Source organism: Aquabacterium sp. OR-4, from assembly GCF_025290835.2.
In the GTDB taxonomy this organism is placed as follows: domain Bacteria; phylum Pseudomonadota; class Gammaproteobacteria; order Burkholderiales; family Burkholderiaceae_C; genus Pseudaquabacterium.
Genome location: NZ_JAOCQD020000001.1, coordinates 2,809,366 through 2,835,660, shown reverse-complemented (window position 1 = coordinate 2,835,660; position 26,295 = coordinate 2,809,366). Strand labels below are relative to the sequence as shown.

Annotated in this window: 18 protein-coding genes and 1 pseudogene; 16 read left to right on the top strand and 3 right to left on the bottom strand. The window is 72.0% G+C overall.

The window, feature by feature from the left end; genetic code table 11:
* Positions 1 to 141 precede the first annotated feature (141 nt).
* The 15 genes from N4G63_RS12120 (at position 142) to N4G63_RS12050 (ending at position 23,240) form a co-directional block, all read left to right on the top strand.
* Positions 142 to 1,932 carry a peptide ABC transporter substrate-binding protein gene (locus N4G63_RS12120; protein ID WP_314599719.1) on the top strand — a complete coding sequence of 597 codons (1,791 nt, stop codon included), beginning with the start codon at positions 142 to 144 and terminating at the stop codon, positions 1,930 to 1,932.
* A gap of 95 nt (positions 1,933 to 2,027) precedes the next feature.
* Positions 2,028 to 2,987, top strand: coding sequence for an ABC transporter permease (locus N4G63_RS12115; RefSeq protein ID WP_260790621.1), 960 nt, complete (start codon positions 2,028 to 2,030; stop codon positions 2,985 to 2,987).
* Between the two features lie 25 nt (positions 2,988 to 3,012).
* Entirely contained in the window at positions 3,013 to 3,894 is an 882-nt protein-coding gene (locus N4G63_RS12110) for an ABC transporter permease (RefSeq protein WP_314599718.1), read from the top strand.
* A gap of 11 nt (positions 3,895 to 3,905) precedes the next feature.
* A complete protein-coding gene (locus N4G63_RS12105) occupies positions 3,906 to 4,883 on the top strand; it encodes an ABC transporter ATP-binding protein (RefSeq protein ID WP_314599717.1) in 978 nt (325 codons plus the stop codon).
* A complete protein-coding gene (locus tag N4G63_RS12100) occupies positions 4,880 to 5,878 on the top strand; it encodes an ABC transporter ATP-binding protein (RefSeq protein ID WP_260790623.1) in 999 nt (332 codons plus the stop codon). The genes N4G63_RS12105 and N4G63_RS12100 overlap by 4 nt, the downstream gene beginning before the upstream one ends.
* A gap of 247 nt (positions 5,879 to 6,125) precedes the next feature.
* The gene (locus tag N4G63_RS12095; protein ID WP_260788658.1) at positions 6,126 to 7,325 is read left to right on the top strand and encodes a LacI family DNA-binding transcriptional regulator; all 1,200 of its coding nucleotides are present in this window, start codon (positions 6,126 to 6,128) and stop codon (positions 7,323 to 7,325) included.
* Positions 7,326 to 7,348: 23 nt separating this feature from the next.
* The gene (locus tag N4G63_RS12090; protein WP_314599716.1) at positions 7,349 to 10,267 is read left to right on the top strand and encodes a TonB-dependent receptor; all 2,919 of its coding nucleotides are present in this window, start codon (positions 7,349 to 7,351) and stop codon (positions 10,265 to 10,267) included.
* Positions 10,267 to 11,757, top strand: a complete 1,491-nt coding sequence (locus tag N4G63_RS12085) for a glucoamylase family protein (protein WP_260788656.1) — start codon at positions 10,267 to 10,269, stop codon at positions 11,755 to 11,757. The genes N4G63_RS12090 and N4G63_RS12085 overlap by 1 nt, the downstream gene beginning before the upstream one ends.
* Positions 11,750 to 13,042 (top strand): sugar ABC transporter substrate-binding protein, encoded by a 1,293-nt coding sequence (locus N4G63_RS12080; RefSeq protein WP_260788655.1) that lies wholly within the window; start codon positions 11,750 to 11,752, stop codon positions 13,040 to 13,042. The genes N4G63_RS12085 and N4G63_RS12080 overlap by 8 nt, the downstream gene beginning before the upstream one ends.
* Before the next feature lie 55 nt (positions 13,043 to 13,097).
* On the top strand, positions 13,098 to 13,979 hold the full coding sequence (locus N4G63_RS12075) for a carbohydrate ABC transporter permease (protein ID WP_260788654.1): 882 nt from the start codon (positions 13,098 to 13,100) through the stop codon (positions 13,977 to 13,979).
* Complete coding sequence (locus N4G63_RS12070) at positions 13,976 to 14,797, top strand: carbohydrate ABC transporter permease (protein ID WP_260788653.1); 822 nt, start codon at positions 13,976 to 13,978, stop codon at positions 14,795 to 14,797. Before N4G63_RS12075 ends, N4G63_RS12070 begins: the two co-directional genes overlap by 4 nt.
* A complete protein-coding gene (locus tag N4G63_RS12065) occupies positions 14,794 to 18,012 on the top strand; it encodes a discoidin domain-containing protein (RefSeq protein WP_314599715.1) in 3,219 nt (1,072 codons plus the stop codon). Before N4G63_RS12070 ends, N4G63_RS12065 begins: the two co-directional genes overlap by 4 nt.
* A gap of 12 nt (positions 18,013 to 18,024) precedes the next feature.
* Positions 18,025 to 18,759, top strand: a complete 735-nt coding sequence (locus N4G63_RS12060) for a carboxylesterase family protein (RefSeq protein ID WP_260788651.1) — start codon at positions 18,025 to 18,027, stop codon at positions 18,757 to 18,759.
* Positions 18,760 to 18,810: 51 nt separating this feature from the next.
* Entirely contained in the window at positions 18,811 to 22,248 is a 3,438-nt protein-coding gene (locus tag N4G63_RS12055) for a GH36-type glycosyl hydrolase domain-containing protein (protein WP_314599714.1), read from the top strand.
* Between the two features lie 188 nt (positions 22,249 to 22,436).
* Positions 22,437 to 23,240 carry an ABC transporter substrate-binding protein gene (locus tag N4G63_RS12050; RefSeq protein WP_260788648.1) on the top strand — a complete coding sequence of 268 codons (804 nt, stop codon included), beginning with the start codon at positions 22,437 to 22,439 and terminating at the stop codon, positions 23,238 to 23,240.
* A gap of 70 nt (positions 23,241 to 23,310) precedes the next feature.
* Here N4G63_RS12050 and N4G63_RS12045 read toward each other — a convergent pair whose 3' ends face one another.
* The 3 genes and pseudogenes from N4G63_RS12045 to N4G63_RS12035 all read right to left on the bottom strand — a co-directional run bounded on the left by N4G63_RS12045 (position 23,311) and on the right by N4G63_RS12035 (position 25,112).
* Positions 23,311 to 23,775 carry a DUF3293 domain-containing protein gene (locus N4G63_RS12045; RefSeq protein WP_338001643.1) on the bottom strand — a complete coding sequence of 155 codons (465 nt, stop codon included), beginning with the start codon at positions 23,773 to 23,775 and terminating at the stop codon, positions 23,311 to 23,313.
* Positions 23,764 to 24,261, bottom strand: a pseudogene (locus N4G63_RS12040) (YgjP-like metallopeptidase domain-containing protein); the annotation flags it as partial. The gene N4G63_RS12045 and the pseudogene N4G63_RS12040, both read right to left, overlap by 12 nt.
* Positions 24,262 to 24,272: 11 nt before the next feature.
* Entirely contained in the window at positions 24,273 to 25,112 is an 840-nt protein-coding gene (locus N4G63_RS12035; protein WP_314599713.1) for a PA4780 family RIO1-like protein kinase, read from the bottom strand.
* Between the two features lie 220 nt (positions 25,113 to 25,332).
* Between N4G63_RS12035 and N4G63_RS12030 the strand changes: the two genes are divergently transcribed.
* Complete coding sequence (locus N4G63_RS12030) at positions 25,333 to 26,262, top strand: helix-turn-helix domain-containing protein (protein WP_260788647.1); 930 nt, start codon at positions 25,333 to 25,335, stop codon at positions 26,260 to 26,262.
* Positions 26,263 to 26,295 lie beyond the last annotated feature (33 nt).

The following is a 26,295-nucleotide window of genomic DNA, read 5'->3' as shown; positions in this document are numbered from 1 at the left end:
AGCGGGTTCACCAGAATGGGGCGATTCCGCATGGTGGCTGGCCCGGATATCGCTAGTATCCCGCCACCCTCCTTGGGAGGCCGGCTGTCCCACCGGGCAGCGGCCGGTTGCGATCGAACCCGAACACGATACGGAGTTGTCATGCAAGAAGAACGTGCCCTGCGGGCCCTGATCGACGAAGCCAAGTCCGGCCGCAGCAGCCGCCGCGACGTGATCCGCCAGATGGTGGGCCTGGGCCTGAGCGCGCCGATGGCGTCGATGCTGCTGCTGCACGAGGGTGTGGCCCAGACCACCTCGACGCTGCCGTACAAGCCCACCAAGCGCGGTGGCGGCGGCACGCTGAAGATCATCTACTGGCAGGGCCCGGTGCACCTGAACCCGCACTTCGCGGGCGGCACCAAGGACCAGGACGCCAGCATGATCTTCTACGAGCCGCTGGCCGGCTGGGACACCGATGGCAACCTGGTGCCGCGCCTGGCCGCCGAGATCCCGACGCGCCAGAACGGTGGCCTGGCCGCCGACGGCAAGAGCGTGATCTGGAAGCTCAAGAAGGGCGTCACCTGGCACGACGGCAAGCCCTTCACCGCCGACGACGTGCTGTTCACCGCGCAGTACGCGGGCGACCCCGCCACCTCGGCGGTGTCGGTGGCCACCTACCGCGACATCAAGGTCGAGAAGATCGACTCGCACACGGTCAAGATCAGCTTCCCCAAGTCCACGCCGTTCTGGGCCGAGCCCTTCACCAGTGCCTACGGCGCGGTGCTGCCCAAGCATGTGTTCGAGGCCTTCATCGGCGCCAAGTCGCGCGAGAACCCGGCCAACACCAAGCCGGTGGGCACCGGCCCGTACAAGATCGTCGACTTCAAGCCGGGCGACATGCTGCGTGGCGAGGCCTATGCCGGCTACCACATCGCCAACCAGCCGCACTTCGACGCGGTGGAGGTCAAGGGCGGTGGCGATGCACTGAGCGCCGCGCGCGCCGTGCTGCAGACCAACGAGTTCGACTTCGCCTGGAACCTGGCGGTCGAAGATGAGCTGCTCAAGCGCCTGGAAGCCGCGGGCAAGGGCCGCATGATGTTCTACCCGGGCAGCGACATCGAGTTCGTGTCGCTGAACGTGTCCGACCCCTGGAACGAGGTCGAGGGCGAACGCGCCAGCGTCAAGAGCAAGCACCCGATCTTTGGCGACAAGGCGGTGCGCACGGCGATGTCGCTGCTGGTCGACCGCAAGGGCATCCAGGACGTGATCTACGGCCGCGGTGCCGTGGCCACCGCCAACTTCCTGAACAACCCGCCGCGCTTTCGCAGCCCGAACCTGAAGTACGAGTTCAGCATCGAGAAGGCCAACCAGGTGCTCGAGGCCGCGGGCTGGAAGAAGGGGGCCGACGGCATCCGCGCCAAGGACGGCAAGAAGCTGAAGTTCGTGTTCCAGACCTCGGTGAGCCAGCCGCGCCAGAAGTGCCAGGCGATCATCAAGGACGCCTGCACCAAGGCCGGCATCGAGCTCGAGCTCAAGAGCATCGTGGCCGCGGTGTACTTCGGCAGCGACGCGGCCAACCCCGATACCTATCAGAAGTTCTGGTCGGACATCCAGATGTACACGACCACCATGACCCAGCCCGACCCGCAGTTCTTCATGGAGCAGTTCACCACCGCCCAGATCTCGCAGAAGGCCAACAAGTGGGCCAGCCGCAACCTGGTGCGCTGGAGCAATGCCGAGTACGACGCGGCGCACACCGCCGCCACCGCCGAGATGGACCCGGTCAAGCGGGCCGCGCTGTTCGTCAAGATGAACGACCTGGTGGTCAACGACGGCCACGTGATCCCGCTGTTCATGCGGCCGCGGCCCTATGGCGTGGTGAACAAGCTGCAGCCGGCGCTGTCGGCCTGGGACAACGCGACCTGGGCCATCGGCTACTGGTACCGCGACTGAGATCGGGCGGCAGCGTCCTGCCTGCCCGATCACCGCTGTGGCAACCCGGCCTCGGTCGGGTGGCTGCGCCCTGCTTTGCTCGCGGATGAGGTCCCGTGCTGAACTACATCCTCCGGCGATTGCTGATCGCCATTCCCAGCCTGCTGGGCATCAGCGTCGTGCTGTTCACGGTGCTGGCGCTGGCGCCGGGTGATCCGTTTGAAGACCTGGCCAACAACCCGAACGTGCCGCCCGAGGTGCGCATGGCGCTGCGCGCGCAGTTCGGGCTCGACGACCCGATCTGGCAGCGCTACCTGGCCTGGCTGGGCAGCATGCTGCGGGGCGACTGGGGCTTTTCCTTCGTCAGCCGCCTGGATGTCGATGCGCTGATCGCCCAGCGCATCCCGGTCACCATCGCGGTGATCGGCCTGTCGCAGCTGCTGGCGCTGCTGGTGGCGCTGCCGGTGGGGGTGCTGGCGGCGGCCCGGCCCTACAGCTGGTTCGACCGCATTGCCAGCACGGTGGCCTTCGTCGGCTTCTCGCTGCCGACCTTCTTCACCGGGGTGCTGTTCATCCTGCTGTTCTCGGTGCACCTGGGCTGGCTGCCCTTCGTCTACCGCTCCGATCTCGGCTCGACCGGCTGGCAGTGGTGGGTTGACCAGTTCAAGCAGTCGATCATGCCGATCACCGTGCTGGGCCTGTTCCAGGCGGCCAGCTGGATGCGCTATGTGCGCTCGGCCGTGCTCGACGTGATCCGGCTCGACTACGTGACCACCGCGCGCAGCAAGGGCCTGGCCGAGCGGGTGGTGATCAACAAGCATGTGGTGCGCAACGCGCTGATCCCGGTGGTCACGCTGGTGGCGCTGCAGATGCCCGCGGTGTTTGGCGGGGCCATCGTCACCGAGCAGATCTTCCGCATTCCCGGCATCGGCAGCCTGCTGATCGACGCCATTCTTCGCAACGACACGCCGGTCATCATGGCCGTGACTTTCGTCTTCAGCTGTCTCGTGATCCTCTTCAACCTGATTGCCGACGTGCTTTATGGCTGGCTCGACCCCCGCATCAGCTACCGCTGAGCCTGGCGCCGGCCTGGGCAAGGCCGTGGCCAGCATCTCCCCCTGGACCGAGGCCTGGCGGCGCTTTCGCCGCCACCGGCTGGCGTACTGGAGCCTGTGGCTGCTGCTGGCCCTGGTGGCGGCGGTGCTGCTCGGGCCGCTGTTCTACAAGGTGGGCATCAACGATGTCGACTTCAACGCGCGCCTGGCTTCGCCCACGGCGGCCCACCCGATGGGCACCGACGACCTGGGCCGCGACATCCTGGCGCGCATGCTCTACGGCGGTCGCATCTCGCTGGCCGTGGGCCTGGCGGCGATGCTGATGGCCATCACCGTGGGGGTGTTCATCGGCGCGGTGGCCGGCATGGCGCGCGGCTGGCTCGACGCGGTGCTGATGTGGGTGACCGACCTGTTCCTGAGCCTGCCGCAGCTGCCCTTGCTGCTGCTGCTGATCTTTCTGTTCCGCGATCCGCTGAAGGCGGCCTTCGGGCTCGAGGTGGGCATCTTCATCCTCATCGTGCTGGTCATCGGCGGCTTTCGCTGGATGCCGGTGGCGCGCCTGGTGCGGGCGCAGTTCTTCTCGCTGCGCGAGAAGGAGTTTGTCGAGGCCGCGCGGGCGCTGGGCGCCAGCCCCACGCGCCAGGTGCTGCGCCACATCCTGCCCAACAGCCTGGGCCCGGTGATCGTGGCCGGCACCATCGACATTGCCGCGGCCATCCTGGCCGAGAGCACGCTGAGCTTTCTGGGCCTGGGCTTTCCGCCCGATGTGCCCACCTGGGGCCGCATCCTCTACGACGGCCGCGACTACATGGACCTGGCCATGCACTGGGCGCTGTTTCCGGGGCTGGCGATCTTCATCACCGTGCTGACCATCAACTTCATCGGCGACGGCCTGCGCGATGCGCTCGACCCCCGCCGTGTGCTGTGAGCCCGCCACCGATGGCACTTCTCGAGATCCAGGGCCTCAAGACCCACTTCAAGACCGACGACGGCTGGCTGCATGCGGTGGACGGCGTCGACATCGCCATCGAGGCCGGCCAGACCGTGTGCGTGGTGGGTGAATCGGGCTGCGGCAAGAGCGTCACCGCCAAGACGGTGATGAAGCTGATCGACATGCCGCCCGGCAAGATCGTGGCCGGCCGCGTGCTGTGGCAGGGCCGCGACCTGGTGCCGCTGGGCGCGGCCGAGATGCAGAAGATCCGCGCCAAGGAGATCGCGATGATCTTCCAGGAGCCGATGACCAGCCTGAACCCGGTGTTCACGGTGGGCGAGCAGATCGCCGAGAGCGTGCGCCTGCACGAGGGCCTGTCGCGCGCCGAGGCGCTGAACCGCGCGGTGGAGATGCTGCGCCTGGTGGGCATCCCCACGCCCGAGCGCCGCGTCAAGGACTACCCGCACCAGTTCTCGGGCGGCATGCGCCAGCGCGTGATGATCGCCATCGCGCTGGCCTGCTCGCCCAAGCTGCTGATCGCCGACGAGCCCACCACCGCGCTCGACGTCACCATCCAGGCGCAGATCCTCGACCTGATGCAGGACCTGAAGGAGCGCACCGGCACCGCGGTAATGCTGATCACCCACGCCATGGGCGTGGTGGCCGAGGTGGCGCAGAAGGTGGTGGTGATGTATGCCGGCCAGGTGGTGGAGGAGGCGAACGTGCACGACCTGTTCGCGCGGCCGCTGCACCCCTACACGCAGGGCCTGATCCGCTCGATTCCGCGCATCGACACCGCGGCCACGCACAAGCAGCGGCTGGAGGCCATTCCGGGCAGCGTGCCCAAGCTGATCGAGCCCGCCGCCGGCTGCCGCTTTGCCCAGCGCTGCGCGCGCGCCGAACCGGCCTGCCGCGGCGCCACGCCGCCGCTGCGCACGCTGGATGGTGGCCACAAGGTGGCGTGTTTTCTGGCGGAGGCCGCATGAGCCACACCATGGCAGCGGCGGCACCGGGCGCGCCGCTTCTTCAGGTCAAGAACCTGGTCAAGCGCTTTCCGATCCGTGGCGGCCTGCTGCAGCGGGTGGTCGACCAGGTGCACGCCGTCGATGGCGTGAGCTTCGAGCTGCAGCGTGGCGAAACGCTGGGCCTGGTGGGCGAGTCGGGCTGCGGCAAGAGCACCACCGGGCGCTGCATCCTGCGCCTGATCGAGCCCACCGAGGGTGAGGTGATCTTCGATGGCCGCAGCGTCACGCAGGCCAGCAAGTCCGAGCTGCGGGCGCTGGCGCGCGACATGCAGATCATCTTCCAGGACCCGTATGCCAGCCTGAACCCGCGCATGACGGTGGCCTCGATCATTGGCGAGGCGCTCACCATCCACAAGCTGGCGCCCACGCGCGAGGCCTGGCGCGCGCGCATCGTCGAGCTGCTCGAGCTGGTGGGCCTGTCGGCCGACCACCTGCGGCGTTATCCGCACGAGTTCTCGGGCGGCCAGCGCCAGCGCATCGGCATTGCCCGCGCGCTGGCGGTGAACCCCAAGCTGATCGTCTGCGACGAGGCGGTGAGCGCGCTCGACGTGTCGATCCAGGCCCAGGTGATCAACCTGCTGGAAGACCTGCAGCACAAGCTGGGCCTGACCTATGTGTTCATCGCGCACGACCTCAGCGTGGTGGAGCACACCAGCGACCGCGTGGCGGTGATGTACCTGGGCCGCATCGTCGAGCTGGCCACCGCGCAGGCGCTGTACACGCGGCCGCAGCATCCCTACACCGAGGCCTTGCTGTCGGCGGTGCCGATCCCCGACCCCACGGTCAGGCGCCAGCGCATCCGGCTGCAGGGCGACGTGCCCAGCCCGATCAACCCGCCCCCGGGTTGCCACTTCCACACCCGCTGCCCGCATGCCGAGGCACGCTGCCGCAGCGAGTCGCCGACGCTGCGCGATGTGGGCGAGGGCCACTGGGTGGCTTGCCACCTGCGCCGTTGAATGTGGCTTGCCACCTGCGCCGCTGAGGGTGGCTTGCCACCTGCGCCGCTGAACGTGGCTTGCCGCCCGCGCCACTGAGCGCGGCCCGCCGCCCGCGCCGCTGAACGCCGTGCCCGACGGCCGCCCCGCCCACGCGGCGGTGGCGCCGTTGCGCGGGCCTGACATTCAGTGAAAACGATTACATGAACGCCGGGCTGCTGCCGTTTTAATCATGTAATCGTATACATGGCTCCCTGCCAGCGTCACCATGCCCGCCACGATCAAGGACGTTGCCCGCGCCGCCGGTGTCTCGGTGGCCACGGTGTCGCGGGCCATGAACGGCCACAGCAACGTGCTGCCCGACACCCGCGAGCGCATCCTGTCGGTGGCCAAGAGCCTGCGCTTCACGCCCTCGGGTGCGGCGCGCAGCCTGATCATGCGGCGCACCGAGACCATCGGCGCGCTGCTGCCCGACCTGCACGGCGAGTTCTTCTCCGAGCTGATCCGCGGCATCGACCAGGCCGCCCGGGCGCGCGGCCTGCACCTGCTGGTGAGCAGCTCGCACGGCGATGCCGACGAGGCCGTGGCCGCGCTGCGGGCCATGGCCGGGCGGGTGGACGGCGTGCTGATCATGGCGCCGCAGGCCGATGCGCCGGCGCTGCTGGAGCATCTGGCGCCGCGGCTGCCGACGGTGCTGCTGAACTCGCCCGAACCCGCCGCCGACGAGCGCGGCACGGCCGCGCGCCGCCTGCCCAGCTTCACCATCGACAACGTCGACGGCGGCCGCGCAATGACCGCCCACCTGGCAGCCCAGGGCCGTTGTCGCATCGCCTTCATCGGTGGCCCGGCCGCCAACCACGAGGCCCAGGCGCGGCGCCAGGGTTACCGCGAGGCGCTGGCCGCACTGGCCCGGCCGCAGGTGCCGATCGAGTTCGACGGCGACTTCACTGAGGCGGCCGGCCAGGCGGTGGGCCGCCGCATCGCCGCGCTGCCGGTGGCGCAGCGGCCCGATGCGGTGTTTGCCGCCAACGACATGATGGCCATCGGCTGCCTGGTGGCGCTGGCCGAGGCCGGTATCGCCGTGCCGGGCGAGGTGGCGCTGGGCGGCTTTGACGACATCCCGATCGCGCGTTATGTAACGCCGCCGCTGTCCACCGTGCACGTGCCCATCGCCGAGCTGGGCGCGGCCGCGCTGGCGGCGCTGGCCGATGGCATCGAGGCCGCCCAGGCCTCCAACGACGAGCTTGCCGAGACCGGCCCCGCAGCCGACCCCGACACCGATACCGGCACCGCCGCCAACGCCAACGCCAACGCCGCCCGCGCGCCCGCACCGGCGCTGCGCCAGGTGCTGCCGGTCAGGCTGGTGGTGCGGCGCTCCTCGGGCGCGGCGGCCGTGCCCGGCGCCGGCCTGCCGGCCCCTGTTTCCGAGACCAGACGCGCCCCGAGGCGCGCAGTGCCCAAACCCTGACGCCCCCACCGAAGGAGACAAACATGAAGACCCGACAACACCTTGCGCTGAGCCTGCTGGCGGCTGCGGCGCTCAGCCTGCTGGGCCTGCCCGCGCAGGCCCAGCTCAGCAGCGCCACCCTGAAGGGCCAGGTGCACACCGCCAGCGGCGCGCCGGCCAAGGGCGGCCTGCTGGTGCTGGCCATCAACCGCGACACCGGCAGCACCTACCGCAGCAGCACCCGCAACGATGGCGGCTACACCCTGGTGGGCCTGGCCCCCGGGGCCTACTCGATCCGCATCAGTGCCGACGGGGCCAGCGTGGCCTCCGAGGTCATCTTGCTGCAGGTGGGCGAGACCGCGTCGCTCGACCTGGCGCTGGGTGCCAACCAGCAGGTCATCATCAGCGGCACGGTGCAGCGCAAGGATGTGCGCACCTCCGAGGTGGGCACCAACGTGTCGCGCAAGATCATCGAGGCCCTGCCGCAGGTCACGCGCAACTTCCTCAGCGCGGCCGATCTGGCGCCGGGCGTGCGCTTCGAGACCGATGCCGGCGGCAACACCCGGCTGCGCGGCGGCGCGCAGAACCAGGATGCGGTCAACGTCTACATCGACGGCATGGGCCAGAAGAACAACATCCTGCGCGGCGGCCTGGCGGGCCAGGACACCAGCGAGGGCAATCCGTTTCCGCAGAGCGCCATCGCCGAGTACAAGGTGCTGACCCAGAACTACAAGGCCGAGCTCGAGCAGGTCAGCTCGGCGGCCATCACCGCCATCACCAAGAGCGGCACCAACACGCTGCAGGGCGAGGCCTACGTCAACCGCCTGGGCAGCAGCTCGCGCGCCTACAGCCCTGTGGAACGCGAGGCCGAGGCCAACGGCACGCCGCGGCCGTCGTTCACGCAGATGGAGTACGGCTTCAACCTGGGCGGTGCGCTGCAGCCCAACACCCTGCACTACCTGCTGGCCTACGACGGCAAGACCATCGACCGGCCCAAGCAGATCGTCGGCCGCAACTTCGACAAGTTCGCCGGCAACCCCGGCCTGGTGGCGGCGCTGGCCGCCCAGCGTGGCGGCTTCGTGCAGAAGTTCGACGAGCATCTGCTGTTCGGCAAGCTCAACGCCAACCTGTCCGACGAGCAGCGCCTGGAGTTCAGCTTCAAGTTCCGCCAGGAAGACAGCTACAAGCTCGAGAGCGACATCGCCACCGCGCGCTCGGCGCTGAACAACAACAACGACGAGACGCGGCTCGACCTGAAGCACGAATGGGCCCGCGGCGACTGGCTCAACGAGGCCCGCGTGGCCTGGGAAAGCGCGCGCTGGAACCCGCAGTCCGACGCCGCCGACCCGCTGGTGCGCTACAAGTACTCGCCCACCACCGAGATCCGCAACATCCAGGATCTGATGACCGACGGCGGCTCGCCCAATGCGCAAGACCGCAAGCAGAGCGGCCTGACCCTCAAGAACGACCTCACCTACACCGGCCTGCGCGGCCATGTGCTCAAGGGTGGGGCGCAGTGGAAGGCGATGGACTATGCGCTGGGCGGCACGGCCTTTCGCGTGGATGCGGTGGATGTGGTGGTCGACAACACCACCGGTCTGCCCTACTACAACGGCAACACCTGCACCGGCAGCAACATCGCCAGCAACGGCCTGAGCAGCGACCAGTGCCGCATCACCCGCGCCATCCCGCCGGTGGCGGCCGACTTCCGCAACAACCAGTTCGGCCTGTACCTGCAGGACGACTGGACCGTGTCGCGCCAGCTCGAGCTCAACCTGGGCCTGCGCTGGGACTACGAAGACAACATGCTCAACAACGACTACGTCACGCCGGCTGATCGCGTGGCGGCCCTGCGCGGCCTGGACGGCCGCACCGTGGCCGGCATCACCGCACCGGCGGGCCAGACCTACGCGCAGTCGCTGGCCAAGGGCGGCGTCAACATCGACGACTACATCGCCACCGGCAGCAGCCGCAAGTCGTTCAAGGGCGCGCTGGCGCCGCGCCTGGGTGCCAGCTTCGACCTCAGCGGCAACAAGGCCACGGTGCTGTTCGGCGGCTGGGGCCGCAGCTACGACCGCACCATGGCCAACCATGCGCTCGACGAGCTGCAGAAGAACAAGCAGACCGGCGGCGAGATCTGGCTGGTGCGCAACGAGCTGAAGATGCCCTATGCCGACCAGATGAGCATCGGCCTGCGGCAGGCCGTGATGGCCTGGAACCTGGAGTTCACGCTGAGCGACATCCACGCCAAGAACCAGTTCGTCTGGTCCGGCGGCAACCGCGACCCCAACGGCGGCTACGGCACGCAAAGCCCGATCGATCCGCTGTGGGGCGGGCCCAATGGCTTCGGCACGCTGATCCTGGGTGACACGGTGGGCGAGAACCGCGCCAAGTCGCTGTTCGTGAAGGCCGACAAGCCCTACACGCTCGACAGCGGCTGGTCGGCCAGCGTGGCCTACACCTACACCGACGCGCGCACCACGCACAAGGAGTGGGACGACAACATCTTCGACTGGACCCACGGCCGTTCCACCCACGGCTGGAATCCGTCCAAGCTGACCGAGCGCCACCGCGTGGTGGCCGCCGGCGTGGCCGACGGCCTGCTGCCCTGGGGCGTGCAGGTCTCGGGCAAGCTCACCTACGGCAGCGGCCTGCCGCGCCGGGTCACCAGCTGCGCGGCGGGCTGGAACCAGTGCGTCTACGTCAAGGCCGATGGCGACCGCTTCAGCCAGGTGGATCTGGGCCTGTCCAAGGACCTGGTGCTGGGCCCCGGCCGGCTGCGCCTGCGCGTCGATGTGCTGAACCTGTTCAACACCGACAACTGGGGCTACTACGACGACTGGGGCGGTGGCCCCGGCAACCCGCAGAACGCCTATGGCGGCGACAACGCCAACGTGGGCAAGCGCACCGGCCTGCGCGGCGACATGCGCACCGTCAAGCTGACCCTGGGCTACGCCTTCTGATGCCCGCCAGCACCCGGCGCCGGCTGCTGGCCGCGGCGGCAGCCACCGGGGCCCTGGGCTGGCTGCCGGGCTGCCGCACCGAGCCGCCGGCGCCTGCGCGCAGCCAGGGCTTGGCCCCGGCCAGCGTGCCGCCGCGCACGCTGGCGGCGGCCGAGGCGGCGGCGCTGCTCGACGACCTCGAGCGCCGCACCTTCGACTACTTCTGGCAGACCACCGATGCCGCCACCGGCCTGGCGCCCGACCGCTGGCCCACGCCCTCGTTTGCCAGCATCGCGGCCACCGGCTTTGCGCTCACCGCCTGGCCGCTGGGCGTGCAGCGCGGCTGGGTCAGCCGCGAGGCGGCGCGCGAGCGCGTGCTCAACACCTTGCGCAGCTTTCTCGATGCGCCGATGGGCCCGCAGGCCAGCGGCACGGCCGGGCACCACGGCTTCTACTATCACTTTCTCGACATGCGCAGCGGCACGCGCTTTGCGCGCTGCGAGCTGTCCACCATCGACACCGCACTGCTGCTGGCCGGCCTGCTGTGCTGCCAGAGCTTCTTCGATGGCGCGCAGGCCGACGAGACGCGGCTGCGCGACGGCGTCGACGAGTTCTACCGTCGCATCGACTGGGCCTGGGCCATGCCGCGTGCGCCGCGCATCGGCCATGGCTGGCACCCCGAGAGCGGCTTCATCAGCTCGGACTGGCGCGCCTATGACGAATCGATGCTGCTGTACCTGCTGGCGCTGGGTGCGCCCAGTCGGCCGGTGGGCCGCGAGGCCTGGGATTTCTGGGCCAGCGGTCTGGCCGAGGCCTGGGGCAGCCAGTACGGCCAGGCCCACCTGCGCTTTGCGCCGCTGTTCGGCCACCAGTTCACCCAGTGCTGGGTGGATCTGCGCGGCCTGCACGACGGGTTCATGCGCGGCATGCAGGCGCGCGAGCCGGGCCTCGACTACTTCGAGAACTCGCGCCGCGCCACCCATGCGCAGCGCGCCTATGCCATGGTCAACCCCGAGGGCTGGGCGGCCTACGGGCCCGAGGTGTGGGGCGTGAGTGCCTGCGACGGCCCGGCCGATGTGCAGCGTGCCTACGGCGGGCGCATGCGCCGCTTCATCAGCTACGCCGGCCGCGGCATGGGCGGCGCGCACACGCACGACGACGGCACCCTCGCGCCCTATGCCGCCGGCAGCTCGATCGCCTTTGCGCCCGAGATCGTGCTGCCGGCGCTGGCCACCATGCGGGCGCGCTGGGGCGAGCACCTGTACGGCCGCTACGGCTTTTTCGATGCCTTCAACCCCAGCTTCGACTTTGCCGATGTGCGCCTCACCCACGGCCGCGTGGTGCCGGGCCAGGGCTGGTTCGACACCGACTACCTCGGCATCGACCAGGGCCCGATGCTGGCGATGCTGGGCAACCACCGCGGCGAAGTGGTGTGGCAGACCATGCGGCGCAATGCGCACCTGCGGCGCGGGCTGCAGCGCGCCGGTTTCCAGGGCGGCTGGCTTGGCTGACTCCGCTGTGATGCAGCGCCGCGCCTGGCTCGGTGCCGCCGCCGCCACGCTGGGCGCGGCCGGCAGCGGCTGCGCGCGCAGGGGCGATGCCAACACCGTGCGCTTCTGGGCCATGGGCCGCGAGGGCGAGGTTGCGGCCGAGCTGCTGGCGGGCTTTCGGGCGCAGCATCCGCAGATCCAGGTGCGCATCGAGCAGCTGCCCTGGAGCGCCGCGCACGAGAAGCTGCTCACCGCCTTTGCCGGCGATGCCACGCCCGATGTGGCGCAGCTGGGCAACAGCTGGTTGCCCGAGTTCGTGGCGCTCGGCGCGCTGGCGCCGCTGGACGAGTGGGTGGCCTCCTCGCCCGACGTGCCGCAGGCCGACCACTTTGCCGGCATCTGGGCCACCAACCAGGTGCAGGGCGCGCTGTACGGCCTGCCCTGGTACGTGGACACGCGGCTGCTGTTCTACCGCCGCGACCTGCTGGCCCAGGCCGGCTTCCAGGCGCCGCCGGTCAGCTGGGCCGAGTGGCTGCGCATGATGCAGGCCATCCGCCAGCAGCAGGGGCCGCAGCGCTATGCCACGCTGATGCCGCTCAACGAGTACGACCCGCTGGTGGCCCTGGCGCTGCAGGGCGAGGCGCCGCTGCTGCGCGAGGGCGGGCGCTACGGCAACTTTCGCGGCGAGTCGTTCCGCCGCGCCTGGCGCTTCGTGCTGCAGCTGTATGCGCAGCAGCTGGCGCCGCCGGCCAGCAGCAACCAGATCGCCAATGTCTGGAACGAGTTCGCGCGCGGCTACTTCAGCTTCTACATCAGCGGGCCCTGGCAGATCGGCGAGTTCCGTCGCCGGCTGCCGGCCGCGCTGCAGGGCGCCTGGGCCACCGCGCCGCTGCCCGGGCCCGAGGGTGCCGGCGCCTCGATTGCCGGCGGCTCCAGCCTGGCGCTGTTTGCACGCTCGCGGGCCAAGCCCGCGGCCTGGGCGCTGGTGCGCTACCTGGCGCAGCCGGCGGTGCAGCAGCGCTTTCATGCGCTCACCGGCAACCTGCCGCCGCGGCGCTCGGCCTGGCAGGCCCCGGCGCTGGCCGGCGACGAGCCCACGCAGGCCTTTCGCACCCAGCTCGAGCGCGTGAAGCCGCTGCCGCAGGTGCCGGAATGGGAGCGCATCGCCACCGAGCTGCGCCTGATGCTCGAGCGCGTGGTGCACGGCGATGTCGACGCCGAGGCCGCGCCGGCCCTGCTGGACGAGCGCGCCGACCTGCTGCTGGCCAAGCGCCGCTGGATGCTGGCGCGGGGTGCGGCGGCATGAGGCCAGGCGGCATGCGGGTGGGCACGATGCAGGCCGGCACCTGGGAGGCCGCGCCATGAAGGCCGCCCAGGCCGGCTGGCTGTTCGTGACGCCCGCCTTGCTGGCGATTGCGGTGTTCTTCGTGCTGCCAGTGGCCGCGGCGCTGGCCATGAGCCTGACCGATTTCGACATCTACGCGCTGGCTGACCTGCGCAACCTGCGCTTCGTGGGCCTGGACAACTACCGCCGCCTGCTGAGCACGCCGCTGTTCTGGCAGGCCCTGGGCAACACGATGTTCTTCGTGCTGGTGGGCGTGCCGCTGTCGATCGGCGTCTCGCTGGCCGCGGCGCTGCTGCTGCACTCGCCGCTGGCGCGCTTCAAGGGCTTCTACCGCACGGCGCTGTTTGCGCCGGTGGTCACCACGCTGGTGGCGGTGGCGGTGGTGTGGCGCTACCTGCTGCACACGCGCTACGGCCTGCTCAACCATGCGCTGGGCAGCCTGGGCATCGCGCCGGTGGACTGGCTGGGCGACCCGCTGTGGGCCATGCCGGCCATCGTGCTGCTGAGCGTGTGGAAGAACTTCGGCTACAACATGATCATCCTGCTTGCCGGCCTGCAGGCCGTGCCCAAAGACCTGTACGAGGCCGCCGCGCTCGAGGGCGCCGGCGCCTGGCAGCAGCTGCGCCACATCACGCTGCCGGCGCTGGCGCCGCTGCTGCTGATGGTCAGCATCCTCACCATGGCCGGCCACTTCCAGCTGTTTGCCGAGCCCTATGTGATGACCCAGGGCGGGCCGGCGCAGCGCACGGTCACGGTGCTGTACTTCATGTACGACGAGGGCTTCAAGTGGTGGAGCCTGGGCTCGGCCTCGGCGGTGGCCTTCGTGCTGTTCGTGTTCATGTTCGGCTTCACGCTGCTGCAGCTGCAGGTGGCGCGGCGCCAGGCGGGCCCGGCATGAGGCAGCCGCTGCGCACGCTGGCCGTCAACCTGGCCCTGGCCGCGCTGGCCACGCTGAGCCTGCTGCCGCTGGCCTGGATGGTCTCGGCCTCGCTGATGGCGCCGGGCGAGGCCAGCAGTTTTCCGCCACCGCTGCTGCCGCGCGAGGCCTCGCTGGCCAACTACCGCGCGCTGTTCGAGCAGGCCGGCATCGGCCGCCAGCTGCTCAACAGCCTGTGGGTGTCGCTGGGCGCCACCGCACTGTCGCTCGGCTTCAACCTCACGGCCGGTTATGCCTTTGCCAAGCTGCGCTTCCAGGGGCGCGACGCGGTGTTCCGCGGCCTGCTGGGCGCGCTGGTGATCCCGGCCCAGGTGACGATGATGCCGCTGTTCCTGATGCTCAAGCAGATGGGCCTGGTCAACACCGTGGCCGGCGCCCTGGTGCCCTGGCTGGCCAGCGTGTTCGGCATCTTCCTGGTGCGGCAGTACGCGCTCGGCCTGCCCGACGAGATCCTCGAGGCCGCGCGCATCGATGGCGCGGGCGAGGGCACGATCTTCGTGCGCGTGGTGTTGCCGCTGCTCAGGCCGGTGATCGTGACGCTGGCGGTCTTGACCTTCCTGGGCGCCTGGAACGACTTCATGTGGCCGCTGATCGTGCTCACCGACCGCGAGCTGCAGACCCTGCCGGTGGCCCTGGCCGGCCTGTCGCGCGAGCATGTGCAGGACACCGAGCTGATGATGGCCGGCGCCGTGGTCACGGTGCTGCCGGTGCTGCTGCTGTTCGTGCTGCTGCAGCGCCAGTACCTGCAAGGCCTGCTGATGGGCAGCGTGAAGGGATGAGACCCCTGGCCCTGACACGTGCAAGCGCCGCGCTGCTGCTGGCCGGGGCGGCCGGCATGGCACTGGCCGCGGCGGACGGGCGCAGCGTCAGCCCGGCCCGTACCGGCGGCGCCACGCCCGCCACCGGCGTGCTCGACACGCTGCGCGATGCCACGCCCTGGCAGGCCACCGCCTCCGACCAGGTGCAGGCCCGCCTGGCGCGTGACCCGGCCGACGGCAGCCTGTGCCTGCACTACCACTTTCGCGGCGTGTCGGGCTATGCGGTGATGCGCCGCACGCTGCCGCTCGACTGGCCGGCCGAGTTCAGCTTCAGCGCCCGCCTGAAGGGCCAAGGCGCGACCAACGATGTGCAGATCAAGTGGGTGGACGCCAGCGGCGACAACGTGTGGTGGGTCAACCGGCCGGCGCAGCGGCTGCCGGCGCGCCTGAGTGACTGGCACTTCCGGCGCCGCCATGTCGAATTTGCCTGGGGCCCGCTGGCCGACCGCAGCCTGCGCCGCACCCAGGCCATCGAGCTGGTGGTGGCCGCCGGCCGTGCCGGTGCCGGTGGCCAGGGGCGCCTGTGCCTGGCGCAGCTGGCACTCACGCCGCGCGAGAGCGACCCGGCGGTCTGGCCCGAGGCGCAGCAACAGGCCACGCCGCAGCACCTGACGCTGGACTTCGGCCGGCTGCGCGAGTTCAACGGCCTGGCCCTGGCCTGGCCCGAGGGCGCCGCGCGGGTGCCGCTGCGGCTGCTGGCGTCCGACGACGGCCGGCGCTGGCGCACGCTGCACCGCCTGCAGGCCGGGCAGGGCCGCGGCGGGCTCAGCACGCTGTTCCTGCCCGAGCAGCAGGCGCGCTGGCTGCGCCTGCAGCGCCGCACGGCCGGCCCGGCGCAGCAGGCCTGGCCGCAGCCGGCGCTGCGCAGCGCCAGGCAGTGGCCCACGCTGGACGCCATGCTGGCCGAGCAGGCCGCGGCCCTGCCGGCCGGCGACCTGCCGCGCGCCTACCGCGGCCAGCAGAACCACTGGACGCTGGTGGGCGTGGACGGCGGCGGCGCGCGTTCGGCCCTGCTCAGCGAAGACGGCGCGCTCGAGCTGGGCCGCGCCGGCCCCAGCCTCGAGCCCGCGCTGCTGGGCGCCGACGGGCAGCGCATCAGCTGGGCCCAGGCGCAGCTGCAGCACACGCTGCGCGAGCAGCACCTGCCGATGCCGCGCGTGCACTGGCAGGCGCCCGGGCTGGCGCTCGACATCGAGGCTGCGGCCGACGGCCCGGCCACCGCGCCCACGCTGCTGGCGCGCTACACGGTGCGCAACACCGGCCACCAGCCGCAGCGCGTCACGCTGCTGCTGGCGGCACGGCCCTGGCAGGTGAATCCGCCGCAGCAGTTCCTGTCCACCCCGGGCGGCGCGGTGCCGGTGCAGCGCCTGCAGTGGCGCGCGGGCGCGCTGGCCATCGACCAGCGCCCGCCGCTGCGCCTGCTGCCGGCGCCACAGCGCGTGTCGGCCCTGCCGGCCGATGGCGGCCTGGGCCTCGATGCGCTGCTGGCCGCGCCCGCGCTGGGCACGCTGCACGACCCCGCGCGCAGCGCCTCGGCGCTGATGCAGTGGCCGCTGCAGCTGGCCCCGGGCGAGTCGCGCAGCATCAGCCTGCTGGCGCCGCTGGCCGCGGGCCCGGCGCCGGGGCGGGCGGGCGCCGCGCCGCCCACGCCCGCTGCGATCGACGCGCGCTTCGAGGCCGTTGCGGCGCACTGGCGCGCGCGCCTGAACCGCGTGCACTTCAGCGTGCCGGCCGAGGCGCAGCCCCTGGTCGACACGCTGCGCAGCGCGCTGGCCCACATGCTGATCTCGCGCGACGGCCCGGCGCTGCAGCCCGGCACGCGCAGCTATGCCCGCAGCTGGGTGCGCGACGGCGCGATGATGGTCGCCGGCCTGGTGCGCCTGGGTGAACTGGCCCCGGCGCGCGAGTTCGTCGACTGGTACGCCGGCCACATCTTCGAATCGGGCAAGGTGCCCTGCTGCGTGGACGCGCGCGGCGCCGACCCGGTGGTCGAGAACGACAGCCATGGCCAGTACCTGTTCATGCTGGCCGAGCTGTGGCGCCATGGCGGTGGCGCGGCCGACGCCAGCCTGCTGCAGCGCCACTGGCCGCAGGTGCAGCGCGTGGTGGCCCACCTCGAAGCGCTGCGCCAGCAGAGCCGCGGGCCCGGGTTCCAGACGCCGGCGCGCGCCCACCTGTTCGGGCTGCTGCCGCCATCGATCAGCCACGAGGGCTACGCCGACAAGCCGGCCTATGCCTACTGGGACAACTTCTGGGCGCTGCGCGGCTACCACGACGCGGTGGCCATTGCCCAGGCGCTGGGCCAGGCCGGGCCGGCCGCGCGCTGGGCCGCGGCACGCGACGAGTTCGAGCGCGAGCTGATGCAGTCGGTGAGCGCCAGTGCGCGCTGGCACGGCATCGGCTGGGTGGCCGGCGCGGCCGACCGCGGCGACTTCGACCCCAGCGCCACCACCGTGGCGCTGAGCCCGGCGCAGGCAGCGCTGCCGCCCGAGCTGCTGGCCGGCACCTTTGAGCGTTACTGGCAGGAGGCCCAGGCCCGCGCCGACGGCCAGCGGCCCTGGAAGGACTACACCCCCTACGAGCTGCGCAACGTGGGCGCCATGCTGCGCCTGGGCCAGCCCGGGCGCGCGCATGCGCTGCTGCGCTTTTTCTTCGGTCACCAGCGGCCGGCCGGCTGGAACCAGTGGGCCGAGGTGGTGCTGCCCGATGCGCGCGAGCCGCGCTTCCTGGGCGACATGCCGCATGCCTGGGTGTCGTCCGACTACGTGCGCGCCGCGCTCGACCTGCTGGCCTTCGAGCGCGGGCCCGGGCCGCAGATCCTCATCGGCGCCGGGGTGCAGCCGGCCTGGCGCGCCGCGGCCCCGGTGGGCGTGCAGGGCCTGCGCACCGCCCATGGCCTGCTGGACTGGCAGCTGCAGCCGCGCGCCGGTGGCTGGCTGCTGCAGCTGCCGCGCGCGCTGCCGGGCAGCCAGCTGGTGCTGGCCTGGCCGGGCGAGGGCGCCTTGCCGCAGGCCCGCCACCAGGGCCGCCTGCTCGACTGGCACCCGGCCCGGCGCGAGCTGCCGCTGCCGCCGCCGCCGGCGGAGATCGAGCTGATCGGGCTGAACGGGCCGGTCGAGCCAATCGAGCCGATCCAGCCGGCCGACCCCAAGGCGGCCAGCCCGCCCCAACGCTGAAAGCCCCCCACGATGCAACGCCGCCATCTGCTGCTGTCAGCCCCCGCCCTGGCGGGCGGCTGCGCCCTGCTCGAGCCGCCGGCCCCACCCAGCGCCCATGCCGGCAGCCAGCGCGCGCTGGCGCTGGCCGTGCCCGGCCTGGCCGAGCCGGTGCGCTGCTGGCTCTACGAGCCCGCGGGCTACGCGACGCAGGGCCGGCCCTGGCCGCTGCTGGTGTTTCTGCATGGCTCGGGCGAGCGCGGGAGCGAACTCGAGCGCGTGGCCGCGCACGGCCCGCCGCGGCATGCCCGGGCCGGCCGCAGCTACCCGTGGCTGATGTGCTCGCCACAGCTCGACGCCGGCCGCCGCTGGCAGCCCGACGCGCTGCATGCCCTGCTCGGCGCCTTGCGCCAGGGCTGGCACATCGATGCCACGCGGGTGCTGGCCAGCGGCCTGAGCCTGGGCGGCGCCGGCGTGTGGGACTGGGCCGCCGCCCATCCGCAGGATCTGGCGGCCATTGCGCCGGTGTGCGGCTACGCCGACGCGCGCACGGTGTGCGCCGCCCGCGCGGTGCCGGTGCGCGCCTACCATGGCGACGCCGACAGCGTGGTGCCGCTGGCCGCCCAGCAGGCGCCGGTGGCGGCGCTGCAGGCCTGCGGCGGGCAGGCCGAGCTGATCGTCTACCCCGGCGTCGGCCACGACAGCTGGACCCCCGCCTACAACGACCCCGCGCTGCAGCCCTGGCTGCTGGCCCAGGTGCGGCGCTGAGCCACCGGCTGCGTCCGGCCCGATCTCCGTTTCCACCGATCCGCACCGCCCATGGCCTCGATCCCTTCCGTCACCTCGCCACCGCCCCTGCGCCACCTGCACGGCGGCGGCGGCCTGGACATCACGCTGGCCGGCCATGGCGCGCTGCAGCGCATCGACGCGCTGGGCGTCACGGTCAACCTGTTCATGGCCCAGGCGCTGGAAGCCGGCCCGGCCAACCTGTGGCTGCGCCACACCCATGGCGGCGCGGCGGCGCGGGCCGCCACGGCCCTGCTGGGGCCGGGCGGCGTGCTGCGGCTGCAGCCGGGCGACGACGCGCACCGGGCCGACTGGTGCGGCCACTGGCTGGGCCTGGCCCTGCACCTGCGCCTGCAGTGCGTGGCCGGTGCTAGCAGCGACACCGCCACCTGGTTCTGGCACCTGGCGCTGCACAACAGCGGCCCGGCGCCGATCACGGTCGATCTGCTGCAGGTGCAGGATCTGGGGCTGAGCGCCTACGCCGGCATCCGGCTCAACGAGCACTACGTCAGCCATTACCTCGATCTGGCGCCGCTGCAGCACCTGCGCTGCGGCACCGTGCTGGCGGCGCGGCAGAACCTGGCGGTGGCCGGCCGCCACCCCTGGGCGCTGATGGGTGCGCTGGGGGCGCCGTGGTCGTCGGTGGACGGTGCGCTGTCGTATGCCACCGATCTGCGCCAGGTGGCGGGCGCCGCCCAGCGTGCCGGCCAGCTGCCGCAGGGCGTGGCCCAAGGCCTGCCCGGCCAGCGCCTGCAGCACGAGCATGCACTGGCCGCACTGCAGCTGGCGCCACTGACCCTGGCGCCGGGCCAGGCGGGCCGGCTGGGCCTGTTCATGCGGGTCAGGGCCGATCACCCGGCGGCCAGCGGCGCGGCCGACCTGGCCGAGGTGGACGCCGTATTGGCCCTGCCCGAGGCGCAGGCGCCGGTGTGGGCCGCTGCCGCCGACCCGCGGCCACCGGCCCAGGCCTCGCTGTTTGGCACCGCAGCGCTGCTGGCCACCCAGGCGCTGGCCGGGGCCGAGCTCGACGGCCTGTTCGGCCCGGCGCGGCGCCATGCCGAGCACGACGCCGGTGGCGCCTTGCTGAGCTTTTTTTGCGGCCCGGCCGACGACCCCTGCCATGTGGTGCTGCAGGCCAAGGAGGCGCAGGTGCTGCGCCCGCACGGCCATCTGCTGCGCAGCGGCCGCCACGGCGTGCCCGACGAGGCGGCGCTCACCAGCACGGTGTGGATGAGCGGCGTGTTCCATTCGATGCTCACCCAGGGCCATGTCAGCATCAACCGCTTCCTGTCCACCCAGCGTGGCAGCTGGGGGCAGTTTCGCGCCGGTGGCCAGCGCGTGTTCGTGCGCGAGTCGGCGGCGGCGCCCTGGCAGCTGCTGGGCACGCCCTCGGCCTTTGCCATCGAGGCCGGGCGCTGCCGCTGGCTGTACCGCCACGCCGGCGGCCTGATCGAGGTTGGCGCGGGCGTGCAGCATCGCCCGCATGCGCTGAGCCTGCAGCTGCAGGTGCTGCAGGGCCCGCCGCTGCAGTGGCTGGTGTCGCACCAGGTGGCGCTGGCCGGTGACGATGGCGCGGTGCCCCTGCCCATCGGCTGGCAGTGGCAGCCCGGCGCGGCCGGCGTGGTGGTGCCGGTGCCGGCCGGCAGCGAGCTGCACGCGCGTTTTGCGCAGGGCCGCTTCGTCATCGAGCCGATGCCGGGCACGCTGCTGGCCGAGGTGGGTGGCGATGGCCTGCTGCATGCCGATGGCGCCCCGCGTGGAGCGCCCTTCGTGTGCCTGCGGCTCGAGGCCAGCCGGCAGGCCGGGCTGCTGCTGCGCGGCGAGCTGCTGGCCGAGACCGGCGTGCCGGCGCTCGATCTGCCGCTGCCGCAGCTGCAGCCGCCGGGCCAGGGCGCGGCGGCGCAGGCGCTGGCGCAGCTGGCCGAGATCCTGCCCTGGTACCGCCACAACGCGCTGGTGCACTACCTGTCGCCGCGCGGGCTCGAGCAGTTCTCGGGCGGCGGCTGGGGCACGCGCGATGTGTGCCAGGGCCCGCTGGAGATGCTGCTGGCGCTGGGCCAGACCGCGCCGGTGCGCGATCTGCTGCTGCGCGTGTTTGCCGCCCAGGCGGTGGACGGCGACTGGCCGCAGTGGTTCATGTTCTTCGAGCGCGAGCGCCACATCCGCGCCGGCGACGCGCATGGCGACATCGTGTTCTGGCCGCTGCTGGGCCTGGCGCGCTACCTGCTGGCCAGTGGCGACGCCGGCCTGCTCGACACGCCGGTGGCCTATCACGCCAGCGACGCGTCCACCGCCGAGACCGGCACCGTCTGGCAGCATGTGCAGCGCGCGCTGGCGGTGATTGCCGGCCGGCGCATCCAGGGCACGGCGCTGGCCGCCTACGGCCATGGCGACTGGAACGACTCGCTGCAGCCCGCCGATCCGGCGCTGCGCGAGCACCTGTGCAGCGCCTGGACCGTGACCCTGCACCACCAGACCCTCGGCACCCTGGCCCGCGCCCTGCAGGCGTTGGGCCGCGCCGACGAGGCGCGCGCCTTTGCCACCGAGGCCGCCGCGGTGCGCGCCGATTTCCAGCGCCTGCTGCTGATCGACGGCGTGGTGGCCGGCTATGTGCTGTTCACGCCCGGGCAGGCGCCGCAGCCGCTGCTGCATCCGGCCGATGCGCTGACCGGCGTGCAGGCCAGCCTGCTGCCGATGATGCACGCGATGCTGGAGGACATGCTCAGCGCCGACCAGGCCCGCGCCCACCTGGCCCGGGTGGAGGCCCAGCTCAGCGGGCCCGACGGCGCACGCCTGTTCGACCGGCCCATGCCCTACCGCGGCGGCCCCGAGCAGCTGTTCCAGCGCGCCGAGAGCAGCGCCTTCTTCGGCCGCGAGATCGGCGTGATGTACACCCATGCCCATCTGCGCTGGGCCGAGGCCCTGGCCCACCTGGGCGAGGCCCGGCGCTTCTGGGCGGCCCTGGCGCTGATCCACCCGATCGATCTGCCGGCACGGCTGCCGCAGGCCACGCGCCGCCAGGCCAACTGCTACTACTCGAGCTCGGACGCGGCTTTTGCCGACCGCTACGAGGCCCAGCGCGACTACCCGCGCATTGCCCGCGGCGAGGTGGCGCTGGACGGCGGCTGGCGCGTCTACTCCAGCGGCCCGGGCATCGCCATCGGCCTGGTCATCGGCCACCTGCTGGGCGTGCGCCGCGAGGCCGCCACCCTGGTCTTCGACCCGGTGCTGCCGCCCGAGCTCGACGGCCTGCGCGCGCGCCTGCCCTTGCTGGACGGCATCGAGGTCGAGATCGTCTACCGCGTCGGCCCGCTGGGCCATGGCCCGCTGGCCATCACGCTGGATGGCCAGCCGCTGGCCTTTGTGCGCGGGGCCAATCCCTACCGTACCGGCGCGGCCGAGGTGGCGGTGCACACGCTGCGCGGCGCCCTGGCCGGTGGTGCGCGGCAGCTCGGCATCACCCTGGGTTGATGGCCGCGGCGGGCGCGCCGGCCAGACGGCCTGCGCCCGACTATGCAGCGCCGAACATATCGCCGCCAGGCCGCGAACTCGCAAGAATCCGCGCCGACCGGCGGTGGCGCCGGATGCTTGGGGAGTACGCGATGGTGTCGAGGCGACAGCCGGGGCGAAAACTGGGGCGATGGGCGGCCGGGTGGGCCATGGCCGGTGTGCTGGCCGCTGCAGGCCTGGGCATGGCGCCGGCGGCCCGGGCCCAGGCGCCGCACATCGTGATGGCCTCCACCACCTCCACCGAGCAGAGCGGCCTGTTCACCCACCTGCTGCCGGCCTTCAAGGCGGCCAGCGGCATCGAGGTGCGGGTGGTGGCGCTGGGCACCGGCCAGGCGCTCGACATGGCGCGCCGCGGCGATGCCGATGTGGTGTTCGTGCACGACCAGGCGGCCGAGGAGAAGTTCGTGGCCGACGGCTTCGGCCTCAGGCGCCTGCCGGTGATGTACAACGACTTCGTCGTGGTCGGCCCCCGCAGCGATCCGCTGGGCCTGGGCGGCGGCGACGTGCTGGGCGCGCTGAAGAAGCTGGCGGCCAGCCCGGCGGCCTTTGTCTCGCGTGGCGACAAGAGCGGCACCCACGCCGCCGAGCTGCGCTACTGGAAGGCGGCCGGCATCGATCTGGCCGCCACACGCCCGGCCGGCTACAAGGAATGCGGCTGCGGCATGGGCCCGGCGCTGAACATGGCCGCCTCGCTGAACGGCCATGTGCTGACCGACCGCGGCACCTGGCTCAGCTTCAAGAACCGTGGCGAGCTGGCGGTGCTGGTGCAGGGCGATGCGCGCCTGTTCAACCAGTACGGCGTGATGGGGGTCAACCCGGCCCGCCATGCCCATGTGAAGCGGGCACTGGCCCAGCAGTTTGCCGACTGGGTGGTCTCGCCGGCCGGCCAGGCCCAGATCGCGGGCTACAAGATCGGCGGCGAGCAGCTGTTTTTTCCGAACGCGGGCAAGTAGGCGCGCCGCCGCCGGATGGCGAGCCGGCGGGCGCAGCCGCCGCCGGGTGGCGCGCTGGCGGGCGCAGCCGCTACCTGAGCAGTTCGAGCCGCGGCACGGCGTCGGCGCCGCACCAGACGATGGCGTTTTGCGCCAGACGCTGGCCGAGCCGGCGTGCCGCCTCGCAGTCGAGCCCGAACACCAGGTGGCTGGGCTCGCCCGGCCAGTCGCCGGTGGGGTGCTGGCCAATGCCGGGCAGGCTGGCCAGGCCGCGGTCGGCCAGCTCGCGGCCCAGCGCGGCATGGCGCTCGGCGTTGTCGCGCTCGCCCAGCGGCCGGCCCAGCGGGTTGCAGGCGCTGACATAGGCGCTGCAATCAACGCCGTGGCGGGCGTGGGCCGCGGCCAGCGCCGCGCTGGGCTCGCCGATGCGCAGCGTGAACGGCACCGGGCCCTGCACCCGGTAGTCGGTTTCGCGGTAGGCCTGCAAGGTGCCGGGCTGGATGCCGCTGGCGTGGCCTGCCGCCGCGGCGGCCTGCGCCGGGCCGGCGCCCGGCAGCTCCTGCGCGGTGAGCCACAGCCGCAGGTCGAACTCGAGCTGGTGGTAGTCGGCCGCCATGTGCCGGCACAGCGCGTAAAAGGCCTTGTCGTGCTCGCGCTCCTTCAGGTGCGCCAGCTCGTGCACCACGATCATGCGCATGAAGCTGGCCGGCGCGTCCTTGAACAGCGTGGCGATGCGGATCTCGCGCCGCGCCTCGAGCCGGCGGCCCTGCACGCGCGACACCGCGGTGTGCGTGCCCAGCGCGTTCTTCAGGATGTGCAGCTGCGGGTCGAACACCACCTTGGCCAGCGGTGGCGCGCTGCGCATGTGGCGCGCCTTCATCTCGCTGACATGCTCGTACAGCGCGCGCTCGCTGCGGATCAGGTTGGGCTCGGGGTGGCGCTCGGCCACCACCTGGGCCAGGCGGCCGGCGTCGATCAGCGCGCGCACCTGGGCCAGCAAGGCCGGCGGGTAGCCCTGCAGGTACTTCAGCGCCGGGGCCATGGCCGGTGGGGTCACATCAGGCGCTGCAGGCGCTCGGTCTCCTCGCGCCGGGCGTCCTCGATCTCGCGCAGCACGGCGCCCAGGTCGACCGCGCCGGCCTGGGGCTGGTAGCGGCCGGTCAGCGGCGTGTCGGGCTGCAGCAGGCCGCCGGCATACAGCGACCAGATCTCGGGCCCGTAGCGCGTGGCCAGCAGCGCGGGCGCAAACTGGCCGAAGAAGCGGCGCAGGTTGTCCACGTCGCGCATCAGCATGCGCGGCGCATGGTTGTTGCCGGCGGCGTCCACCGCCTGCGGCAGGTCGATGATCACCGGGCCGTCGGCGGCCAGCAGGATGTTGAACTCGGACAGGTCGCCGTGCACCACGCCGGCGGCCAGCATGCGCACCACCTCGCGCACCAGCGCATCGTGGTGGCGCTGTGCATCGGCGGGGCTGAACTGCAGGTCATTCAGGCGCGGCGCGGCGTCGCCCGCGGCATTGACCACCAGCTCCATCAGCAGCACGCCCTCGTGGAAGTTGATCGGCCGCGGCACGCGCACACCGGCCGCGGCCAGGCGGTACAGCGCATCGACCTCGGCGCTCTGCCAGGCGGCTTCCTGCTGCTCGCGGCCGTAGCGCGTGCCCTTGGCCATGGCGCGCGCCTGGCGGCTGTTGCGCACCTTGCGGTTCTCGGTGTAATCCACCGCCTGGCGAAAGCCGCGCTTTTGCGCCTCTTTGTAGACCTTGGCGGCCAGCGTGTCGTCGCCCACGCGCACCACGTAGACATCGGCTTCCTTGCCGCTTTTCAGCTGGCGCGTCACGCCGTCGATCAGGCCCTCGTCGATCAGCACCTGCAGGCGGGGGGGAGATTTCATGGCCCGATTCTCGGTCACGGCCGCGCGCTGCGGCGTTGGCGCCGGCCACTGCGCCAACACGCCACAGCGCCGCGCTGCGCCCCCCACGACGCGCAGCGGGCGCACCGGGTGAATGCCGATGGCGGCGCGCTGCGGAAACCCATGCAATTCGATCCCCGGCGCACCGGGGCCTCAGCCGGCAGCCGCCACGCCACGCCACGCCTTTGCCGCAGGAGGGCGCATGAAACCCGCAGCGATCTCCCACACCGCGCCCGAGCCGCACCGCTTCGAGCGTGGCCTGATCACCGTGGCCGAGCTGCCGCTGTGGGTGCCCGGCGACATCCTGAGCGCCAGCGACACGCTGGGCTGGAAGGGCGTGGCCCAGCGCAGCTACCACTACCACGGCCAGGACGTGGAGATTCCGCCACTGGAGTGCTTTCTGATCGTGCACTACCGCCAGGGCCTGACGCCGATGGACCGCCAGATCGACGGCCGCTGGACCCGCACCACCTGCGCGCCGGGGCATTTTTCGCTGCTGTCGCGCTCGGCCGATTCGCACTGGCACTGGACCGAGGATCTGGAGGTCTCGCATGTCTACCTCACCGAGGCGCTGATGTGCCGCGTGGCCGGCGACATGCAGGGCAAGGAGGTGTCGGAGGTGCAGCTGCACGACGTGCTGCGCGGCCATGATCCGGTGCTGGGCCACATTGCCGCCGAGGTCACGCGCGAGGCCATGCACCAGGGCATGGGCGGGCCGCTGTATGCCGAGGCGCTGGCGGTGCAGATGGCCGTGCACCTGCTGCGCGGCTATGCCAGCTGCCAGTTCAAGGCGGCGGCCGCGCCGGGCCGGCTGAGCGAGCGCGAGCTGGCGCGGCTGGAGGCCTATGTCGACGGCCACCTGCACGGCGCGATCACGCTCGACGACCTGGCCCAGGCCCTGGGCATGGGCGTGTGGACACTCAACCGCCACCTGCGCCGCACGCTGAACTGCTCGGCCTATGCCTACGTGGTGGAGCGGCGCGTGCAGCGCGCCCAGGCCCTGCTGCGCGCGGGCGACCTGTCGCTCAAGGAGGTGGCGGCCGCGGCCGGCTTTGCCGACCAGGCGCACATGACGCGCATGTTCCGCGCGCGGCTGGGCTGCACGCCCGGGCAGTACCGCCAGCAGCATTGAGCCGGCGCCGCGCCGCGCGTGCCGGGTAAGCCC

What these genes read in the sequence shown, in the direction of transcription:
- N4G63_RS12085 (WP_260788656.1), top strand. Translation starts at nt 10,267, where the DNA reads ATGCCCGCCAGCACCCGGCGCCGGCTGCTGGCCGCGGCGGCAGCCACC.
- N4G63_RS12035 (WP_314599713.1), bottom strand. Translation starts at nt 25,112, where the DNA reads ATGAAATCTCCCCCCCGCCTGCAGGTGCTGATCGACGAGGGCCTGATC.
- N4G63_RS12050 (WP_260788648.1), top strand. Translation starts at nt 22,437, where the DNA reads ATGGCCGGTGTGCTGGCCGCTGCAGGCCTGGGCATGGCGCCGGCGGCC.
- N4G63_RS12075 (WP_260788654.1), top strand. Translation starts at nt 13,098, where the DNA reads ATGAAGGCCGCCCAGGCCGGCTGGCTGTTCGTGACGCCCGCCTTGCTG.
- N4G63_RS12100 (WP_260790623.1), top strand. Translation starts at nt 4,880, where the DNA reads ATGAGCCACACCATGGCAGCGGCGGCACCGGGCGCGCCGCTTCTTCAG.
- N4G63_RS12120 (WP_314599719.1), top strand. Translation starts at nt 142, where the DNA reads ATGCAAGAAGAACGTGCCCTGCGGGCCCTGATCGACGAAGCCAAGTCC.
- N4G63_RS12065 (WP_314599715.1), top strand. Translation starts at nt 14,794, where the DNA reads ATGAGACCCCTGGCCCTGACACGTGCAAGCGCCGCGCTGCTGCTGGCC.
- N4G63_RS12070 (WP_260788653.1), top strand. Translation starts at nt 13,976, where the DNA reads ATGAGGCAGCCGCTGCGCACGCTGGCCGTCAACCTGGCCCTGGCCGCG.
- N4G63_RS12090 (WP_314599716.1), top strand. Translation starts at nt 7,349, where the DNA reads ATGAAGACCCGACAACACCTTGCGCTGAGCCTGCTGGCGGCTGCGGCG.
- N4G63_RS12105 (WP_314599717.1), top strand. Translation starts at nt 3,906, where the DNA reads ATGGCACTTCTCGAGATCCAGGGCCTCAAGACCCACTTCAAGACCGAC.
- N4G63_RS12095 (WP_260788658.1), top strand. Translation starts at nt 6,126, where the DNA reads ATGCCCGCCACGATCAAGGACGTTGCCCGCGCCGCCGGTGTCTCGGTG.
- N4G63_RS12060 (WP_260788651.1), top strand. Translation starts at nt 18,025, where the DNA reads ATGCAACGCCGCCATCTGCTGCTGTCAGCCCCCGCCCTGGCGGGCGGC.
- N4G63_RS12055 (WP_314599714.1), top strand. Translation starts at nt 18,811, where the DNA reads ATGGCCTCGATCCCTTCCGTCACCTCGCCACCGCCCCTGCGCCACCTG.
- N4G63_RS12030 (WP_260788647.1), top strand. Translation starts at nt 25,333, where the DNA reads ATGAAACCCGCAGCGATCTCCCACACCGCGCCCGAGCCGCACCGCTTC.